This window comes from Litorilituus sediminis, assembly GCF_004295665.1.
Lineage (GTDB): Bacteria > Pseudomonadota > Gammaproteobacteria > Enterobacterales > Alteromonadaceae > Colwellia > Colwellia sediminis.
In genome coordinates, this window is sequence record NZ_CP034759.1 from 2,114,740 (window position 1) to 2,132,467 (window position 17,728).

Sequence of the window (17,728 nt, forward strand, 5' to 3'; positions counted from 1 at the left end):
GTATGTTTATAGTTTCTAGTTAGAGGTTTTTGTCTGAATTCAAGGCTTTTTGAAGTAGGAATAGCCAGCTATTTCACTTCAAAACAACGTAGAAGTCAGTAAAAATAACTACTAGAATCGCATAGCTTATGTGTGGTTGAGGTTAAAAATGGAGTATTTATGTTAAAACGTCTTACCAGCTTAATGATTGTGCTGACCTGTTTATCGGCAAGCTGCTTTGCCAGTGATGACACAAAACCTTTGCAGGAATTTGCCGATTTTAAAGCACAACATAAAGGCAAGGTAATCTATTTAGATTTTTGGGCATCATGGTGTACTCCGTGTCGTAAATCGTTTCCTTGGATGAATGATATGCAAGCAAAATATCAGCAAGCAGGTTTAGTTGTTGTCAGTGTTAACCTCGACAGTAAACGTGACAATGCCATAGCCTTTCTTCAGCAAACACCAGCAGATTTCCACATTCTTTACGATGAAAAAGGTTTACTCGCGAAACAGTTCAAACTTAAAGGTATGCCAAGCAGCTACTTATTTAACAGAGAGGGTGAGCTAGTTAGTGCTCACACAGGTTTTAATGGCACAAAGAAAGTGCTGTATGAGCAAGAGATCACACAGCAGCTTGCTCAATAGATTACTTACTTTGCCATTTCAGTTGTTGCCAATAAAAACCAAGTAGAATGCGGTAACCACTGTTCAACCCAGCGCCAGTTTTTCCAATCTGGCTCTGGCGCCCATTCAATTCCTCGTCCAGCCTTACTTTCTCTCTCGCCAGTAATACCGTTAGAAATACCACCCGCGACCATACTTAAGCCATGATAAGGCTTAGGATTATTTTCGCCAAAACCATTCAGCATAGTTAAATCGTACGGGTTACGACCTAAAGTCCAATCCAACTGCTGCTGAGCAAAATAATCTAACGCTTTAACACTTGCCTTATTTTCACTCGCTTGAATGAGTGGTTTAGCTAAACTGGCGGCCATAGATAAACTCGATAGTCGCGCACTCTCTCCCTGCCACCAGTAGTTAGTTTCATTAGCATGCGGGATAAAAAAACCTTCTTGCTGCTCAGTTGAAAGCTGATCATTATCGTAAGTTTTAAATGCCTGACGAGCATAGTTAAACGGATTATCTACCTTGTTATTTAATGCTAATTGGTAACTCATATGTCGACTAATTACCCCAGCAACATTATCTTGCTTAGTTTTTTCAGGCTCAATCGCATGGTATAAGGCTAGCGAAACGACCGGAAACCCTGCTTCTGCGGCATGATAAAATGGTCTTAAATTGTCACTGTTAATGTCATTACTAATAAACCAGCCATCCTGATGTAGCCTCATGGCTAGATTATCAGCCCTTTGCCTTGCCGCAGTTAAATAAATGTTTTCATTTGTTGCTTTATACAGCTCAATGGCTGCTAATAAGGCCGTGTAATCATCAATAATGTTTTCTTTGCCATCATCGGTATAGGCCTTATTATTTTGCGCTTGGTTATCATTTAAGTGATGAAATGCTTTTTTTGCATCCTTTAAGTACTGCTCGCCACTAAACTGACCTTGTTTTCCCGTTGCTTTTGCCAATACTGAAGCTCGCGCTAAGGCAGCTATTGCACTACCTGCGCCTTGCCTAAACGCTGATTGATATTTTTCAGTGTAAATACCTTCTAAGCCAACATAAGCGGTCACAACACGCTCAGCATTACCTGTGTTCCACTTATCGAAAACCGTCATATAAAAATAGCCTTGTGGGTCGAGTATCTTATGTAAATAATCTGCGCCCCAAAAGACTTCATCAACAACAGCATCTGTTAGCTTAAGTTCATCATATAAGTGCGGCACTTCTTGGTAGGAATAGGCTAGTGCCCAAGCCACCATAGCAAGTTGTTGTGGGTTCATATAATTTGCATAAGATAAATGCGATAAGTACTTTCCTGTATCCCCACCAGCATCATTCCAACCACCGCTTACGTCAACATAACGCTGAGTATCAAAGATACGAATATGCTTGTCTTGTTGATAATTATATTCTTCATCATTACGGCTACCGTTAAAGTAGCTTAGCAATGATGATGTCGTACTTCGAAATAGTGCTTGTTTAGCAATAGCAAAACGCGCACTTTGCTGCTGAACACCTTCAAAATTAATGCTTACACGATAGTTATCATTGTGCTCAATTGAGCTAAAATTGGTAAAATCAGCAAGATAGTAATTAACTGGCACGTCACTTTGATAAGCGCTTTGCCATTCAGGCACTTGCCCTGCTGCTGTTAACTTACCTTGATAAACGGCACTGCCATTTTTAGCAAGCACTTGAAACGTCTTTGCCGTTAAATCAGCCTGTCCTGCCACGCTAATAACCGCCACCTTAACGCCATTACTTTCATAGGCAAGCTGATTAACATGCACAGCGATGTTTATTGGTTTTTCTGTGTTTGATACCTGGTTTGATACCTGATTCCCGCACGCTGTTAACGCACTCACTAATACAGCAAATATGCCGTAAAAAAAGCCTTTACTAAAGTTCCTAAGCATTTGTTCGCTCCTGTGCTAAATAAAGCTCTGCCGCCCCTAACAAAGCGCTATTTTCATACTGACTTTGTTTAATTGTTAATTTCGCTATGACATTTTTGTAAGGAAAGGCATTTAATTGCTGCCAAACCGAATCGATAAATAAATCAAATGATTTGGCAACCGAGCCACCTAACACGATTAACTGCGGATCCATAATTAACAGTAAGTGGCTAATCGCCACCGCAACATGCTTACCAAATTGCTCAAAGGCAGCTATTGCAAATTCTTCACCTTGACGCGCTTTTTCTGCCAATATCGAGCCACACTCACCGTAATGATCTTTGAAAAACTTTCCTGAGCAATAATCATCTAATGTCGACTTTAAATAGCTAATGCTACCTAATTCACCAGCGCAGCAATTAATACCAGTGTAAAGCTTACCTTGTAAAACAATGCCTGCACCTAAGCCAGTACCTAAACACAAGCCCACCATATCAGAAACCTGTTGTGCTTTATGCAAGCTATGCTCACCTTTAACAAAACAGTTCACATCATTATTAACATACACCGGCAGTTTAACTAAGGCTTCAAGCGTTGCTTTTAATGGCACGTGCTGCCATGAACTAATGTTCACCGCATCAAAAACGATACCCTGCTCAATATCAACAATGCTTGGCACACCGATGGCAACTGCAACGCTATCTGGCTCTAGCATAGCTAAAATACGTTCAGCTAAAAATGAGATAGATTCAGCTTGAGATACATTGGCATTAAATGGCTGCACTTTATGATGAATAATTTGCCCTTGCCGATACAAGCCAATATTAATCTTTGTGCCACCAAGATCTATGACAACAATAGAAGACTGCTTCATAAAAAATCACTAAATAACATGAGAAACTAAGGCTAGTTTGCTAAAAAAAACCGCCCGACATAGATACTAATCTACCCAATAACAATACTTTTCAACCCAAGCAAAAATTGCCATCTAGGGTGGTATTTTTCTTTAAAAATCATCCACTAAAAAAGCCAGTAGGTTTTCACCCACTGGCTTTTTATTGTAAAAACAATTGAATTAACTATTTGATCATTCAGTGAGAGTTAGGCTTCTACCAGCACGCTGACCATCAGCCGATTTTGCTCGTACGGCAACTGGCGGTTGTACAGCCACAGCTTGTTGGTACGATTGCCAAACGCCAGAAGTATCTTTGTATTCAATCGGCAAACCGTTAAAAGTTATATTGGCATATAATTTACCAGCAATAATTTTAGCTCCGGGGCTTGGAATGCGATAAAAAATGCCAGCCTTATCTAACTTAGCGAGCTCTTTTCGTGCGATAACTTGTGAAAATAATGACCACTGCTGATCACGCTGCTTCGCTAACTCTTCAGTAAAAACGCCTGATGATTTATCAAAACGTTGCCCTTTCTCGTTATAGGGCACTTGCCAACTTGCTTTATGCCAAGCGCGCTCAGCTAAGGCGAGCAATCGTGGATAAATCATATACTCTGCCTGTTGTTCGCTGCGTATGGTTTCACTCCACAGCTGACCTTGCACGCCATAGACAGAGAAGTTTTTTGGTAACGGTTGATGCACTAATTTACCTTGCTCATCCACTTGCTTAGTATCATCACTAACAAAGTGCTGACCTAAGGTATCAAGACGAAACTCAGCGTGAATTGGCAAATTGTCAGGCATAAAGTTAAAAATACTGCGAGTATTCACTCGTCTTGCCGCCCAATGATAGCCACGCTCTTTAGGATCAACTTGATAAGGCAAATCATAATAAAAGGCATCTGGGGTAGATAAGATCACTTGCCAGTTACGATGTGCTTGTTCGCTCACTTGGATATGTGCGCCCCACGGCAGGGTATCCCAAATATAGGAATACACTTGGCTTGGCATACGAGATACATCGGTTTCTTTTAAACCATCATTCCAACCCGCAACACCTATACCTTTACTGGCCACCATGTTTGAAACTCGCTCAATAAAATGAGCACTTAAATGCTTAATATCGTTAACTTCATTACTCTTATCAGCCACTAATGCCTGACAAACAGGTGACTCCAACCAAGCTCCTGCCGTTTCATCAGCACCTATGTGATATATGTTTAGCGGATGATCTGCTTGTTCATGCATGGCTTTTAAATCTTCTAATACTCTATCAACAAAAGCATAAGTCGATTCCATACAAATATTTAAGGTATTGTCGTTATAGTTTTGAATAGAGCTATATTTAGTTTTATCATCAAAATCGGTAAGTAAATAACGCTTGGCTTCTAACTCATTTTCTTGCTTCATATAAGCATGATATCTAGCTTCCATCGCTTTAATAGCTGCGCGCGAGTGCCCTGGCATATCAAGCGATGGGATCACTTGAATATAATGCGCTTTCGCCAACGTTAATATTTCTTGGTAATCTTCTACCGAATAATAACCATCTCTATCGCTGGCAGCTGCCCCACCTAATTGAGGTTGCAAACACGCTTTATCATCTAACGCCATACAGCGCTTACTGCTGATCTGGGTAAGCTCAGGAAAACTTGGCAATTGCAAACGCCAGCCTTCATCTTCAGCTAAGTGCAGATGTAACTTATTAAGTTTATAAGCGGCCATTTGCTTGATTAAAGCAAAAATAAATTCTTTGCTATGAAAGTTACGAGCAACATCTACATGCTGACCGCGATAGTCGTAATGAGGTTGATCAGTTACTTCAACTAATGGCAGAACAGCTGCGCCAAGTTGCACTAAACTAGCAATACTTTGCAAGGCATAAAATGCGCCCGCCTTGTCTTGAGCGCTAATATCTATAGCGCGTTCAGTTATGCTTAGTTGATAATGCCCCGCACGCCAATTAGCAGGTTTTGCCTCATTTAATGTGATAGTCACAGGAACTGCTGCATCACTTTTATCACCTGAACCTACACGATTAACACCTAACAGTGACAAGCGCTCAATAGCGGCATCAATATCACTTTGCCTAATATCGCCAACAAAGCTAAAGGCTAAGCCCTTGCTGATATCTAAATAGGTATCTTGCTTTGTTAATTTTACCGATTGTGGCGTAGGAATAATGGCACTAGCTAATTGTTGCTGGCTAATACTAGTCTCAATTTTTACGGCATTATCATAAAGCCAAGCCGGTGATGAGTACTCATTAATATCATTAGGTGCTGACTTGATTTGTTTAACGGTATCGCTAAACGGCACCACATAAGGTTGTACTTCTAAACCAGTTTCACTATCAAGTGAGGTTTTAGTGCTGGCAATAACCCGTGCTTGTAAATTATTTGCCGCCAGCCAGTAATTGGGCATTAATTCAGGCTCACCAATTAACGTACTTTTTACCCATAATTTTACCTTATGGGTTTTACCTGCCTTAAAGCCAGCAAAGCTATCTTTAGCGGTAATTTGATGAATATCGCCATTAAGGTGCAGCAAATTAAAATCATCACTTTCACTGGCATAAGCAGGATACACTTGTGAATAATTTAATTGCCATGATTTATCATCAGCAAATACATCTGCATTTGTATTATTAGTCAGTAATATTTCCGCACTATAACAATGCGCTACTGGCTGATTATCTTTATCAGGGCAATCTGTTTCAATATTACTTAAAAAGCGATATTTAACAGCTAAAGAGCTAGCTAAGTTATCAATATCTTGTTGTGATAACGAAGACACTGACTTTGCTTGCTCAGCTTGTTGCTTTGCGCCGGTTGCTTGCTGCTCTTGGCAAGCACTAAGAGATAAAACACTGCTAGCTAGCAGTGCATAAAAGGGGATATTTGCATTAATTTTCATTTATTCGTGCTCAACAAGAAGTTATAGAGGCGCTTTGCTATCTACAGGTGTTTTTTTAAATAGCTGTACCGTTTTGTTATTAACCAAGGGTTTAGCCCAAAAGCCAATAGCAAAGATATAGCCTAGGGTAACATAAACAACTATCATGCCCATGCGTAGGTCGCCGGTTAAATCAGCAATCAAACCTACAATAGGTGATGCTAAACCACCACCAACAATGCCCGTACATAAGATTCCGGCAAATGAGCCATGGTGCTCAGCCAAAGAATTCAGTGCCAGTGAAAAAATAACCGACCACATAACCGATAAGAAAAAGCCCACCAAAGGAAAAGCCATTAATGCCACCTCAGCTGAGCCAAATAGCGCTGCGGTTAGAGATAATAACGCGCCTAGCGAAAACAACTTTAATACCAAACGACTATCAAGCACTTTTAATAACGCCAACCCTAAAAAACAGCCAAGCGTAAGCATTAACCAAAAATCACTGACGGTACTCGCGCCAACAGTTAATGGGTCGAGGCCATGATAGCGCTGTAAAAATAGTGATATAGCATTGGCAACGCCTTGCTCTGTGCCAACATAAGCGGCGATACCAATAAAGAATAAGATCACGGTTTTATTTTTAAATAACTCTAGGTAGATACCCCAAGCACCCACTGACTCCTCTTGCTTTAACTCAACTTTAGGTAACTTAATCGCCGCGATAAATAGCAACATCAGCACTGAAATAACGGCAAATAACCAATACATAGACAGCCAAGGCATATCAGTTGGCACTACATTGCTTAGCAAACCACTAATACCGCTAGCATTTGTTTCTGCCATACCTTGAACTAAACCACTGTATACTAGCGGGCTTAAGGTAGCCGCTGCGCCAAATAACAGTTGAGCTAGTACCGAATAAAAAGCAAAGTTTTCTTCACCGCCTGAAACCCGCAGCAGTGGATTAATGGCTACTTGCAGCATTGCCATACCAGTACCAATCAGAAACAAAGAACCCATGGCCATAAAAAAGCTTGGCAGTAGCGCAAATGCCAATGCTCCACATGCCGACATAATAAAGGCCGCCAGTAATACCGGTTTTTCACTATATTTATCCACCAGCATGCCAGCAGGAATCGACATCACGCCATAGGCAGCAAAAAAAGAAAACGGCAAGAAGCCAGCAACTGCCAGGCTAATATCAAAATCCTTTACCAAGGAAGGAAAAATTGGCCCAATAATATTGGTAATAAATGAAATGGCAAAAAAAGTGACTAACACTAAGATTACTGCAACAAAATTGCTTTTCATAACTGCCTCTGCTTACATCTGTCAGCGCTTAAAACTTAGCACGCCTAACGATAAAAATAAAAAGAGCTGATCTCAATGAGATCAGCTAAAAAATGAGGTGGGAAAGTCGACATCTCGCCTCACTTTTTGCTGAGTTTGGCAATAGTAACCTAAGCTCAGCAAAACTTTCTCTGTACGTTATCTGTACTCTACCGATAAAGCGAACACTTAGCGCATGCCGACAAAAGTGTTCGCCCATTCATTAGTAGGAAATATTAAAACGAATACCGTACATACGCGGTGGATTATACGAATTAGACTTCCAACCGCCATTTGCGCCTTGGCCCATCCAGTTAATCACCACTTCATCAGTTAAGTTATTGCCGTATAACTCTATATACCAATCTTCATCAACAGGTGAGAATTTTAACGAGGCATCAACGTTAGCATACGCTTCTTGGTAATCACCCACTGCGCGGTTATCTAAGTTACGCGGGGTAAAGTACATTTTATCCTGCCAGCGTAAGCCAACCCAAGGCACCAATTGATACTCACCCATTTCGATATAGTGCGAATAATTCAGACCCATAGAGTGCTCTGGAGAATTAGGTAACTGATTACCGGTAACATCATATAATTGACGACCACTTAACGGATTACCCGGCTCAATGAATAACTCGGCACAAGCCTCTGCGCCATTCTCTTCACGATAGCCACACATCCAGTCATCATTGTAAGAATCATACGAGGTAATTTCCGTACCTAAATAAGCATAGAAACCATTTAGGTGGCCATTTTCCCAAGGAATATAGTCAAACTCTAACTCGATACCATAAATCTCTGAGTCGCCAATATTTTCAGTTTTCCACGCTTGTACTATGTCACAGGCTGGATCCCAATCAGGACATTCACGATCAACAATTTTCTGACCGATAGGGTGCATATTGGTGTATTGCATATCTTCATATTGGGTGAAGAAGAATACTGCTGATAAATTTAAGCTGTCATCTAGTAAGGTCGCTTTATAGCCTAATTCATAGTTAATGGTAGTTTCAGGATCATAATCTAAGTACGTCCACTGCTCAGTACTGCCATCTGCACAAGTACCGCCGCCACAGGCATCGGTTCTATCACCAAAGCCACCAGCACGATAACCGGTTGCCACGCTGGCAAACATAAATTGCTTATTAGCCAATTGGTAGTTTAAGCCCAAGCGCCAAGTGGTTTGATCCCAATCTTTTGCATAGGTGTTAACCACTTTAGTATCGCCATAAGCTGGTTTACCGGCAAAAGGCCCCATATTCATGGTTAAATCAGTACCATTATGAGGTAAGCCCATGCCTAACTCATTAACCGGCAAACCGTCTGCACCATTGTAGTACCAAGGAGTGTCGGCGCTCCAACTACCCCAGGTTTCACCTTCGTTATCAATTCGCTCATCTTGGGTGTAGCGAATACCGGCAGTTGCTGTCCATTTTTCACTTAACTCTACATCTGCTTGGAAGAAAATCGCTTTTGAATCAATTTCACGCTTTGGTTGATCATAGTATTGGCTATATGGCATACCCCAAGGCGCTTGCACTAGCATATCTTGACCAAATTCCATCTTGTTGTTTTCATACATCCAAAATGCGCCAAGCACATACTGCCAATTGTTAAAAGTTTGCTTTAATTGCAGTTCATTAACATAAGATTTATATTCTGAATCTATTGTGTAGGTTGCTCTATCATCAACGGTTTGACGTCCCCAGTTACCCCAAGAGTACATAATATCTACTTCAGACATTAAAGAGTGTTGACCGGCATCATCATCGTGATGTTGAACCCTTTTTTGATTGGCGTAGGCAAATCTATGCTCTAATACGGTATTTCCATTAATATCATAGGTAAGTAAACTGCGAACTGTATCTATGCTCATATCAATTTTGCCCGGTACATTAATCAGCACCTCTTGGTCAAAATGACTTTCAGTATCACAAGCATAATCAGTACCTTCTGCCGCCCAACAGTCTTTTAAGTTAACATGACCTGCACCATTATTTTGATAATGTTCAAAACCCATAGTCCAAGCCAAATCATCGGTAATTTGCCATAAACCGGTTAAACGACCGCCCCATTGATCTGAATTTGAATAATAATCTGAGGCATCAAGTTTTTTATTTAAACGCATATCAACATCTGGCTTACCATCTGGACCACTCCAAATTGAATCACCCCACTCACCATCAGGATCAGGTAGCTTCATGCCACGGTCGGTTAAATCTTGCTTTTGATTAATATAACCATCGCGTTTATCTATCATTAGTGCTGCACGTAAGGCAAAGTTATCGCTAATGCCAAAATTATATACAGTGCGAATTTGCTGAGCGTTATAGTTACCTAGCTGTAATGTTGTCCAACCATAGTTTTCATCAAACTCAGGCTTAGCTGGAATAACATTAATCACACCAGCGGTAGAGTTTCGACCAAAAAGCGTACCTTGAGCACCACGTAACACTTCGACTTGCTCTAAATCGAACATTAACGCTAATGAACCTTGTGGGCGTGGTGAGTAAATGCCATCGATATGAATACCTACAGCGGGATCAGCAATTTCAGTAAAGTTATTTGATGAAACACCACGAATAGACGCTTTCACACCTGAGTCTGAATTTGATAATCCCAATTGTAAGTTGGGCACCATACCGCTTAAATCACCTAATTGTTTTACATTTTGGCGTGTTAACGTTTCTGGGTTCATCGCGGTAACTGCGATAGGCGTTTCCATTAGGTTAGTAACATGTTTAGTCGCGGTAACTTCAATCACTTCTAACGTGTTTCTATCAGTTTTTTCCTCAGCTTCATCTGCAGCGATTACAGGTAAAGTCATCATACTCAAAAGTGCTGACGATACAGCAACTGCGAGCGGCTTTTTGTTCATTGCTCTGGGTATTCTTGAATTTGCTTTAGACATTATGTGAATCTCTTTTTATGCAACTTAGGTCGAGGCCTCAAACTTTGCTAACAGCCAAAAACCTAATGTTAATTTTTAGTAACGTTCCCTTAACGCCTAATTAGTTTGCAATTCACCTCTGACTAATTGCTACACTTTTCTATCTTGTTATGATACTTTTCTATTCACCTTGAATCGGTCAAAAACTCAGCTAATTATGAAATTAATGTTTGAAAAAGTACTGCCAACGGAAAACTCATCTTGGCGTTATTGGCTTTATGAATTGGACAATATTGACTTTAATTGGCACTATCACCCGGAATATGAAATTGCGCTAACCCTGAATAGTTCAGGGCAAAGATATGTGGGTGATAATATTGAAAATTATGGCGATTTTGATTTAACACTATTAGGCCCGCATTTACCCCATACTTGGTGTTCACTGCCACGAGAAGACGGCCAACAGCAACAAGTATATGTAGCGCAAATCCCGGTCGCTTGGCTAGAGCAACTAACCGCTATGCCAGATTTAGTTGGCTTAAAGCCCCTGCTAGAATCATCGCGACGTGGCATTAAATTTAGTTTGCCTGTGGCGAAAAAAGTCACCGCTATTTTTAAAAGCATGGCCAAGGCACAACCTTCACAACGCTTTATCGGCTTGATGGAAATTTTACAATTAATGCTTGATGATAAATCATCAGAAATTCTCTCCAGCTCAGGATATAACATTTCCATCACTTCAGATGCTTCAACCGATAAGCTAGATAAAATCATTCGCCACCTGCACCAGCATTATACCGACAACTTAAAAGCGGAAGAGGTTGCTAACCTAGTACATATGAGTACCAATCACTTTCATCGCTTTATCAAGCAAAGAACAGAGCAAACCTTTACCGAGTTAGTCAACCAGCTGCGTATTAGTAAAGCCTGCTCTTTACTCATTAACAGCTCAATGCCGGTGACCACTGTCAGTGACTTATGCGGCTTTAATAATATCTCTAACTTTAATCGACGCTTTTTGCAGTTTAAGGAAGTCACACCAAGCCAATTTAGAAAACTGTATATGATGCATTAGCCTTGCTAAAGCCATAAAAAATAAACCCTAAAAAATAAAGCCGATAAAAAAAGCCGTTAACGAGTATTCGCTAACGGCTTTTTAAATGATTAATTAGTTAATTAATTACTTAGCAGCTACTTGATGTAAATGTACATCGCGTTGTGGGTATGGAATGCTAATACCTTCTTTATCAAAAGTTAACTTCACATTTTCCATCATATCAAAGTAAATACCCCAATAATCTTCAGCCTTTGACCAAGGGCGAACAAAAATATTGATTGAGCTATCGCCGTGACTACCAATCCAAATATCAACAGGCTTATCTTTTAATACTCTTTCATCTGCTTCAATTAAGTCACGTAAAATTTGCTTAGCCTTAGTTAAATCATCGTCATAGCTAATACCAAATACCATATCAACACGACGTGTGCCATTAACGTTAATATTCTTCACACAGCCATTTGAAAGTAAACCATTAGGAATAATAATACGTTGATTATCAAAGGTTTTTAAAATGGTGTTAAAAATTTGAATCTCTTCTACCACACCAACATAACCTTGAGCCTCAATGGCATCACCATTTTTAAATGGGCGGAATAATAGAATTAACACACCACCCGCAAAGTTCGCTAAACTGCCTTGTAAGGCTAAACCAACCGCTAAACCTGCTGCACCGAGTACCGCAATTAATGACGCCGTTTCAATGCCAATCATTGAAGCGAAGATAATTATTTGAATTGCTTTAAATAAGGTTGCCGCAATACTTAATAGAAAACGGTGCAGCGTTACTTCAACTTTTTTCTTGTTCAGCGCTAATTCAATTAAGTTAATCGCTTTATTAATAATAAAATTACCAATAAGATAAACAACAACGGCAAGTAAAAACTTAACGCCGAATTGCAAGCTCATTTCACCAAGCATTTGTGCATAATGCTCAACTTTTTCAACGGTTATATCCATGGGAGGTTAGTCCTTCAGTCTGTAAATAAAATGTAAAAATTCACCAGAGGCAATTGTATCCTGTCTATCTAACAGAGTAAATTTTCTTAACTAGATATTAATATCTGTTCAGGTATTTTTTTGCTATCATGCGGCCAATTTTACAGCAACTCCCCGAAGTACAAGGATAAGGTTACCATGGCGGCAACGCGCTCATTTTTACGTCATAAATTAATTAAATTTTTATTGGCTCTTTATATCGGGCTATTCATGATTATTTGGTTAGTCTCATCGCCCATTATTAAAGCACAGTTAACGCCCTATTTAGCGCAAGAAAAGCTCATATTAGCCAAAGAGAGTTCGATTCGATATAACCCATTTTTAAGCAAGTTAACTTTATCTGATATCAGCTTAAGTAGTGAAGATGAGCCTTCCGTTGCCGTCTTTTCACTGAAAAACTTCGAAATAAAACTAACCCTATTTCAACTACTCTTTGATGAAATTAACATAGCACAATTACAGTTAAATGACGGTTTTATCCATATTAAGCAAACTGATGAGACGTTGTATGTTGCTGGCATTAACATCAATAAAGAAGCAACAGATACAAACAAAGCCCCTGCCGAAAATAGTGAACAGCTAAGCTTTCCATATCAGCTGGTTTTACCTAAATTGCTGTTAGAAAATTTTGAAATTGCCTTAGAAAAAAAATCTGCCCATGGTAAAGAAAAGCTGCACCACCTCAAGCTTGAGCGCATAGAGGTTAATGAGTTAACAGCAACCCTTATCGAACAACAAGCCAATATCGTCCTTCAGGCGCAAATTGATGATACCGAGCTTAACTTTTCAGCACAGGCTCACTTTCAACAAGGTGAAGGCAAAATCATCAGTGACTTAGCCTTAAATAACTACCCATTAGTTAAACTGCAACCATACCTTGAGCCAGTCTCATCATTATCAGGACAGCTTTCTCTTAACAGTAAACAAGCAATTGATATCTTAAAAAGTGGCCTGACAATAACTATTGAAAGTGCGCAACTAAGCAATAAAAATTTAGCTGCAAAAGTAAACCAGCAAGAGCTCACTTTAGCTAGCTTTGTGCAAAATTTCTCTAATGTTATCGTTACGGTTGAGCAAGATGAATTAACCAATATCCAAGGTACCTCTGATATTAAACTCGCCCAAGCCAGCATTAACCAAGAAGATAATAGTAAGCAGTTACTTAGCTTTGATAACCTATTAATGGAAGATATAAGCTTTCATTTTATTGAACAGCCTAGTATCAAGATTGCTGATTTGATTATTGATGATATCGCCGCTTCAAAGCTAAATGATCAACAGCAATTACCCGCATTGGTTACCTTAAAGCAATTTAGCATTAATGACATTAACCTCACTAAAACTAATCTTGCCGTTAACGAAATTATCTTAGATACACTGCAAAGCGATGTTATTGTGTTGAAAGACAAAGTCATTGCCAACTTAATTAAACTTGCACAAGAAGAAAGCGCAGCGCAAGCACAAGCAAGTCAGCCAAACGAGCAGCAACTAGCTCAGCAGCCAAGTCAACAACAAAGCGCTATTGATAATGCCTTTACTTTCACTTTAAATAAGTTTGCACTAGTTAATGACAACAAAGTGGTGTTAACCGATAACAGTGTTGAGCCCGTAGTTACGCGAACCTTAAATATTGAAAAACTCGATTTAGGTCGTATCTCTAATGATGCTGCCAGCCAAGAAAAAACGCCATTTCATTTTGCTGGCAAAAGCAATAAATACGCGCATTTTAACTTAACAGGTCATATACAGCCCTTTGTTGATGTACCTAACTATCATGTAGAAGGTTACTTAAAAGAGCTATCGCTAGTAGCGTTATCATCTTACCTGAAAAAAGCGGCAAGCCTTGAAGTAAAAACAGGGCAACTCAGTACCGATTTAAATATCAACTTAATTGGTGATGAGCTAGACGGTAATATGCTGCTGCACTTACAAGGCTTAGAAACCGGCATTGTTGACAGCCATGAAGCTGGCAGCTTGATAGAGCAAGGCGCCTTACCATTAAATATGGCCTTAGGTATGCTAAAAGATAGAAACGGCGCGGTTGAGTTAGATGTACCGGTGAGTGGCTCAACCTCAGACCCTAAATTTGGCTTAAGCAGTATTCTCACGCTGATCACTCAAAAGGCCATTATGTCGGCGACACAAGATTACTTGATCACCACCTTTGTGCCTTATGCCAATATTGTTTCGGTTGCTATTACCGCAGGCGAGTTTGCCTTAAAACTACGCTTTGATGATGTTGACTATCAAGTGAAGCAAATTGAACCTGAATCTGCCCAGCAAAAATATATGCAAGACTTTATCGCCTTAATGCAAGATAAAAAAGATACCAAGGTCACTATTTGCGCGATTAGCGTGCCTGAAGATATCGGCTTACCTGCCGGCAAGGCATTAACAGATCCTGCCAATATTAAGCGCCTAAAAGAACTTGGTGAACAACGAGAGCACGCCTTTAAAGACTATGTTATTGAGCATGGTAAGATTGAATCGTCACGACTGCTATTGTGTGCACCAAAAATTGACAGCAGCAAAGGTGCAAAACCACGTATTGCTTTATCTGTATAAGCACTTACCTGTAATGGCTAGCGGTCATAGCAAACCGCTAGCTTATCACTCGCTTTACTATAGCTGCACCGGCAAAACACCACGTGCTGCTTGATTACCCAGCAAAATAGCTAAGCTAGCGTTATAACCTGGGCTTAACGCTTGTCCTTGGTGAAGATAACTTCGATCATCAAAGCTGCAGAACAAAACATTACTTAACTGAGTATATTTGCTCATAAGATAGGGCGAGCCACGAGCAATAACAATACGCTTAATACCAGCCTGCTGCGCCTTCACTAATTGCTGCTCAACCACATCAGCATAGTTAATACTTGTGCCTTTTTCTTTAGCAAACTGCGTTGCCAATAAATCATCCATACCGCCTAAATCAACCAAGCTTGCGGTTCTAACATTAATACTAGCAATGACGAGATCTGCTGAAGTTATAAAGTTATCCAGAGAAGCCTTATCAGCCACCTTAACCTTGCTAGCAACCAGCGCAGTTATATTTGCTTTAGCGCATTGTGCTTGATGAAATGCTTGCTCAATAGCATGGCTTAATGCTGCTAACTCTAAGTCATTCTCAACAATAATATGGATATTTTTAGGTTTAGCGGTAGCAAGCGGCAAAAGTTTAGCGTCGGTTTTGGCTAACACCACAGCTTCAGTCATTAAGCTCTGCTCTAACGCTAAATGCTCAGTATTGGCAACAACTTGCTGCGCCTGTTGCTGTTGTTGCGCGAGTGGCGTCTTCGCTAGCTCAACTGAGTTAATATAGGCGACTTTATAACGATTAATGCGCGCTAATGATTGTTCCAGCTCTGCTTGGGTTATTTCAGCCTGCTCAATTTTTTGCTCAAGCTTAGCAGCTACTTGTTTAATAAAATGATAAAACTTATTTATATCGCTTGGCTTTCTGACCTTAAATGGCATCACAGCTAAATCTGCACCTGCAACAAAAGTTGCCACCACCGCATCAACAGGCTGATAAAAATGTGCAATACCGGCCATATCTAACGCATCGGTGGCGATAATGCCATCAAACTTCATCTCAACGCGTAGTAAATCATGCAATATCTTACGCGACATGGTGGCGGGAATAATTAACTGCTCACCACTTTTGCTAGTGAAGGTACTAGAGTCAAGCGCAGGGTATTGAATATGCGCTGTCATAATCATCGCAGGTTTTACTTCTGCAATGGCCTGCTTAAATGGCACGAGTTCATTGGCATTAATATGGGCAAACTCATGGTCAACACGCGGTAAGCCTAGATGACTATCAACATAGGTATCACCATGCCCAGGAAAATGCTTTAACGTCGCCATCACACCTTGTGCTTGTATCGCTTTCGTTGCCGCTATGCCATGCTTTGCCACCCACTCAGGGTTATCGCCATAAGCGCGAGTATTAATAACCGGGTTTTTACTATTATTATTAACATCAACCACAGGCGCGTAATTATTGTTTATACCAAGGGCAAGTAGCTCTTTGACTATAGCGGTATTGACCTGTTCGGTAAGCTTAACGCCATGATTATTTTGCGTTGCCCCCAGTGCCATATTGCCGGCAAAAGCTGTGCCTTGAGCAAAACGAAATACTCGACCGCCTTCTTGATCTACCGAAATAATTAATGGCTTAGCCGCAGCTGATGCCAATGCGGCTTGCTGTAAGTCATGCGTTAACTTCACCACCTGTTCAGTATTAGCAAAGTTCTCGGCGAATAATACCACAGAGCCTAGGTTTGACTGAGTGATCATCTCAGCTAACTCAGCAGGCAGTTCAGTAACGCCAACTTGCGCATCAGCATCATCACTTTGGGCAAAGTGGCGGATATCTAACGTAATTTTTTGCGCGACCAGTTTTTCTAATTCGCTAAACACTAACGGCTCGTTATCAAGGGGCTTAGTCATTATGTAGGCACTTTATTAACTTAACGCTAAAACACTTTTCACGAGTTTATTAATGCCCGCCGCCGCTTCACTCATTGAGGTTGCTAACATATAGGCAGGTGTTGTCACTACTTTATGGGCATTATCAACGACGATATCGGCAACTTGGCAGTCATTATGAACTAGGCCTTTAGCGGCAATAAGGTTAGCAGTACCAGTATCTGTACCTATAGTGCCTTGAATACCTTGAGGGTAAATTAACGGTAATAACGCTGGTGCAATACACATGTAACCTGCTGGCTTTTCTGCCTTAGCAAAGGCTTGTGCGGCAGCTAGCACCTGCTCGTTAATCGTATAATTATCGGCATCAATCGCAAAATTACAGAGATTTTTTGCCGCGCCAAAACCGCCCGGGACAATCAGGACGTCATAATCATCAACGCGAAGCTCTGCTAAGTCTTCAACATCACCACGAGCAATACGTGCTGACTCTACCAAAACATTGCGGCTTTCAGTTTCACTCACTTCACCAGTAAGATGATTAATAACATGGTGTTGCTCAATATTCGGAGCAAAACAGCGATAACTCGCCCCTTGCTGCTCAATGGCAAGTAAAGTTAAAACTGCTTCGTGAATTTCACTACCATCATAGACACCACAACCGCTTAAAATTACCGCAACTTTTTTCATTTTCTTATTCCTATTTTTCTTTCACTTTA

General features: G+C 40.4%; 11 protein-coding genes. 3 read left to right on the top strand and 8 right to left on the bottom strand.

Annotation, left to right across the window (positions count from 1 at the left end):
- The first annotated feature begins 159 nt into the window (after nucleotides 1-159).
- Nucleotides 160-627 (top strand): TlpA disulfide reductase family protein, encoded by a 468-nt coding sequence (locus tag EMK97_RS09460; protein ID WP_130601574.1) that lies wholly within the window; start codon nucleotides 160-162, stop codon nucleotides 625-627.
- A gap of 5 nt (nucleotides 628-632) precedes the next feature.
- Here EMK97_RS09460 and EMK97_RS09465 read toward each other — a convergent pair whose 3' ends face one another.
- The 5 genes from EMK97_RS09465 to EMK97_RS09485 all read right to left on the bottom strand — a co-directional run bounded on the left by EMK97_RS09465 (nucleotide 633) and on the right by EMK97_RS09485 (nucleotide 10,540).
- A complete protein-coding gene (locus EMK97_RS09465) occupies nucleotides 633-2,525 on the bottom strand; it encodes a glycoside hydrolase family 9 protein (protein WP_130601576.1) in 1,893 nt (630 codons plus the stop codon).
- The gene (locus EMK97_RS09470; RefSeq protein ID WP_130601578.1) at nucleotides 2,518-3,378 is read right to left on the bottom strand and encodes an ROK family protein; all 861 of its coding nucleotides are present in this window, start codon (nucleotides 3,376-3,378) and stop codon (nucleotides 2,518-2,520) included. The genes EMK97_RS09465 and EMK97_RS09470 overlap by 8 nt, the downstream gene beginning before the upstream one ends.
- A gap of 213 nt (nucleotides 3,379-3,591) precedes the next feature.
- Nucleotides 3,592-6,315, bottom strand: a complete 2,724-nt coding sequence (locus EMK97_RS09475) for a family 20 glycosylhydrolase (RefSeq protein ID WP_130601580.1) — start codon at nucleotides 6,313-6,315, stop codon at nucleotides 3,592-3,594.
- A 21-nt stretch (nucleotides 6,316-6,336) separates the two neighbouring features.
- A complete protein-coding gene (locus tag EMK97_RS09480) occupies nucleotides 6,337-7,608 on the bottom strand; it encodes an MFS transporter (protein ID WP_130601582.1) in 1,272 nt (423 codons plus the stop codon).
- Nucleotides 7,609-7,849: 241 nt separating this feature from the next.
- Nucleotides 7,850-10,540: a TonB-dependent receptor gene (locus EMK97_RS09485; protein ID WP_130601584.1), complete on the bottom strand. Its 2,691-nt coding sequence runs from the start codon at nucleotides 10,538-10,540 to the stop codon at nucleotides 7,850-7,852.
- Between the two features lie 196 nt (nucleotides 10,541-10,736).
- Here EMK97_RS09485 and EMK97_RS09490 point away from each other — a divergent pair, with 196 nt between their 5' ends.
- Nucleotides 10,737-11,594, top strand: coding sequence for an AraC family transcriptional regulator (locus tag EMK97_RS09490; protein WP_130601586.1), 858 nt, complete (start codon nucleotides 10,737-10,739; stop codon nucleotides 11,592-11,594).
- Nucleotides 11,595-11,699: 105 nt separating this feature from the next.
- Here the strand turns inward: EMK97_RS09490 and EMK97_RS09495 are convergent, their stop codons facing one another.
- A complete protein-coding gene (locus EMK97_RS09495; protein ID WP_130601588.1) occupies nucleotides 11,700-12,536 on the bottom strand; it encodes a mechanosensitive ion channel family protein in 837 nt (278 codons plus the stop codon).
- A gap of 177 nt (nucleotides 12,537-12,713) precedes the next feature.
- Between EMK97_RS09495 and EMK97_RS09500 the strand changes: the two genes are divergently transcribed.
- The gene (locus EMK97_RS09500) at nucleotides 12,714-15,140 is read left to right on the top strand and encodes a DUF748 domain-containing protein (protein WP_130601590.1); all 2,427 of its coding nucleotides are present in this window, start codon (nucleotides 12,714-12,716) and stop codon (nucleotides 15,138-15,140) included.
- A 57-nt stretch (nucleotides 15,141-15,197) separates the two neighbouring features.
- Here EMK97_RS09500 and EMK97_RS09505 read toward each other — a convergent pair whose 3' ends face one another.
- A complete protein-coding gene (locus EMK97_RS09505) occupies nucleotides 15,198-17,030 on the bottom strand; it encodes a glycoside hydrolase family 3 N-terminal domain-containing protein (protein ID WP_130601592.1) in 1,833 nt (610 codons plus the stop codon).
- 15 nt (nucleotides 17,031-17,045) lie between these two features.
- Nucleotides 17,046-17,699, bottom strand: coding sequence for an isoprenoid biosynthesis glyoxalase ElbB (gene elbB, locus EMK97_RS09510; RefSeq protein ID WP_130601594.1), 654 nt, complete (start codon nucleotides 17,697-17,699; stop codon nucleotides 17,046-17,048).
- Nucleotides 17,700-17,728: the final 29 nt, after the last annotated feature.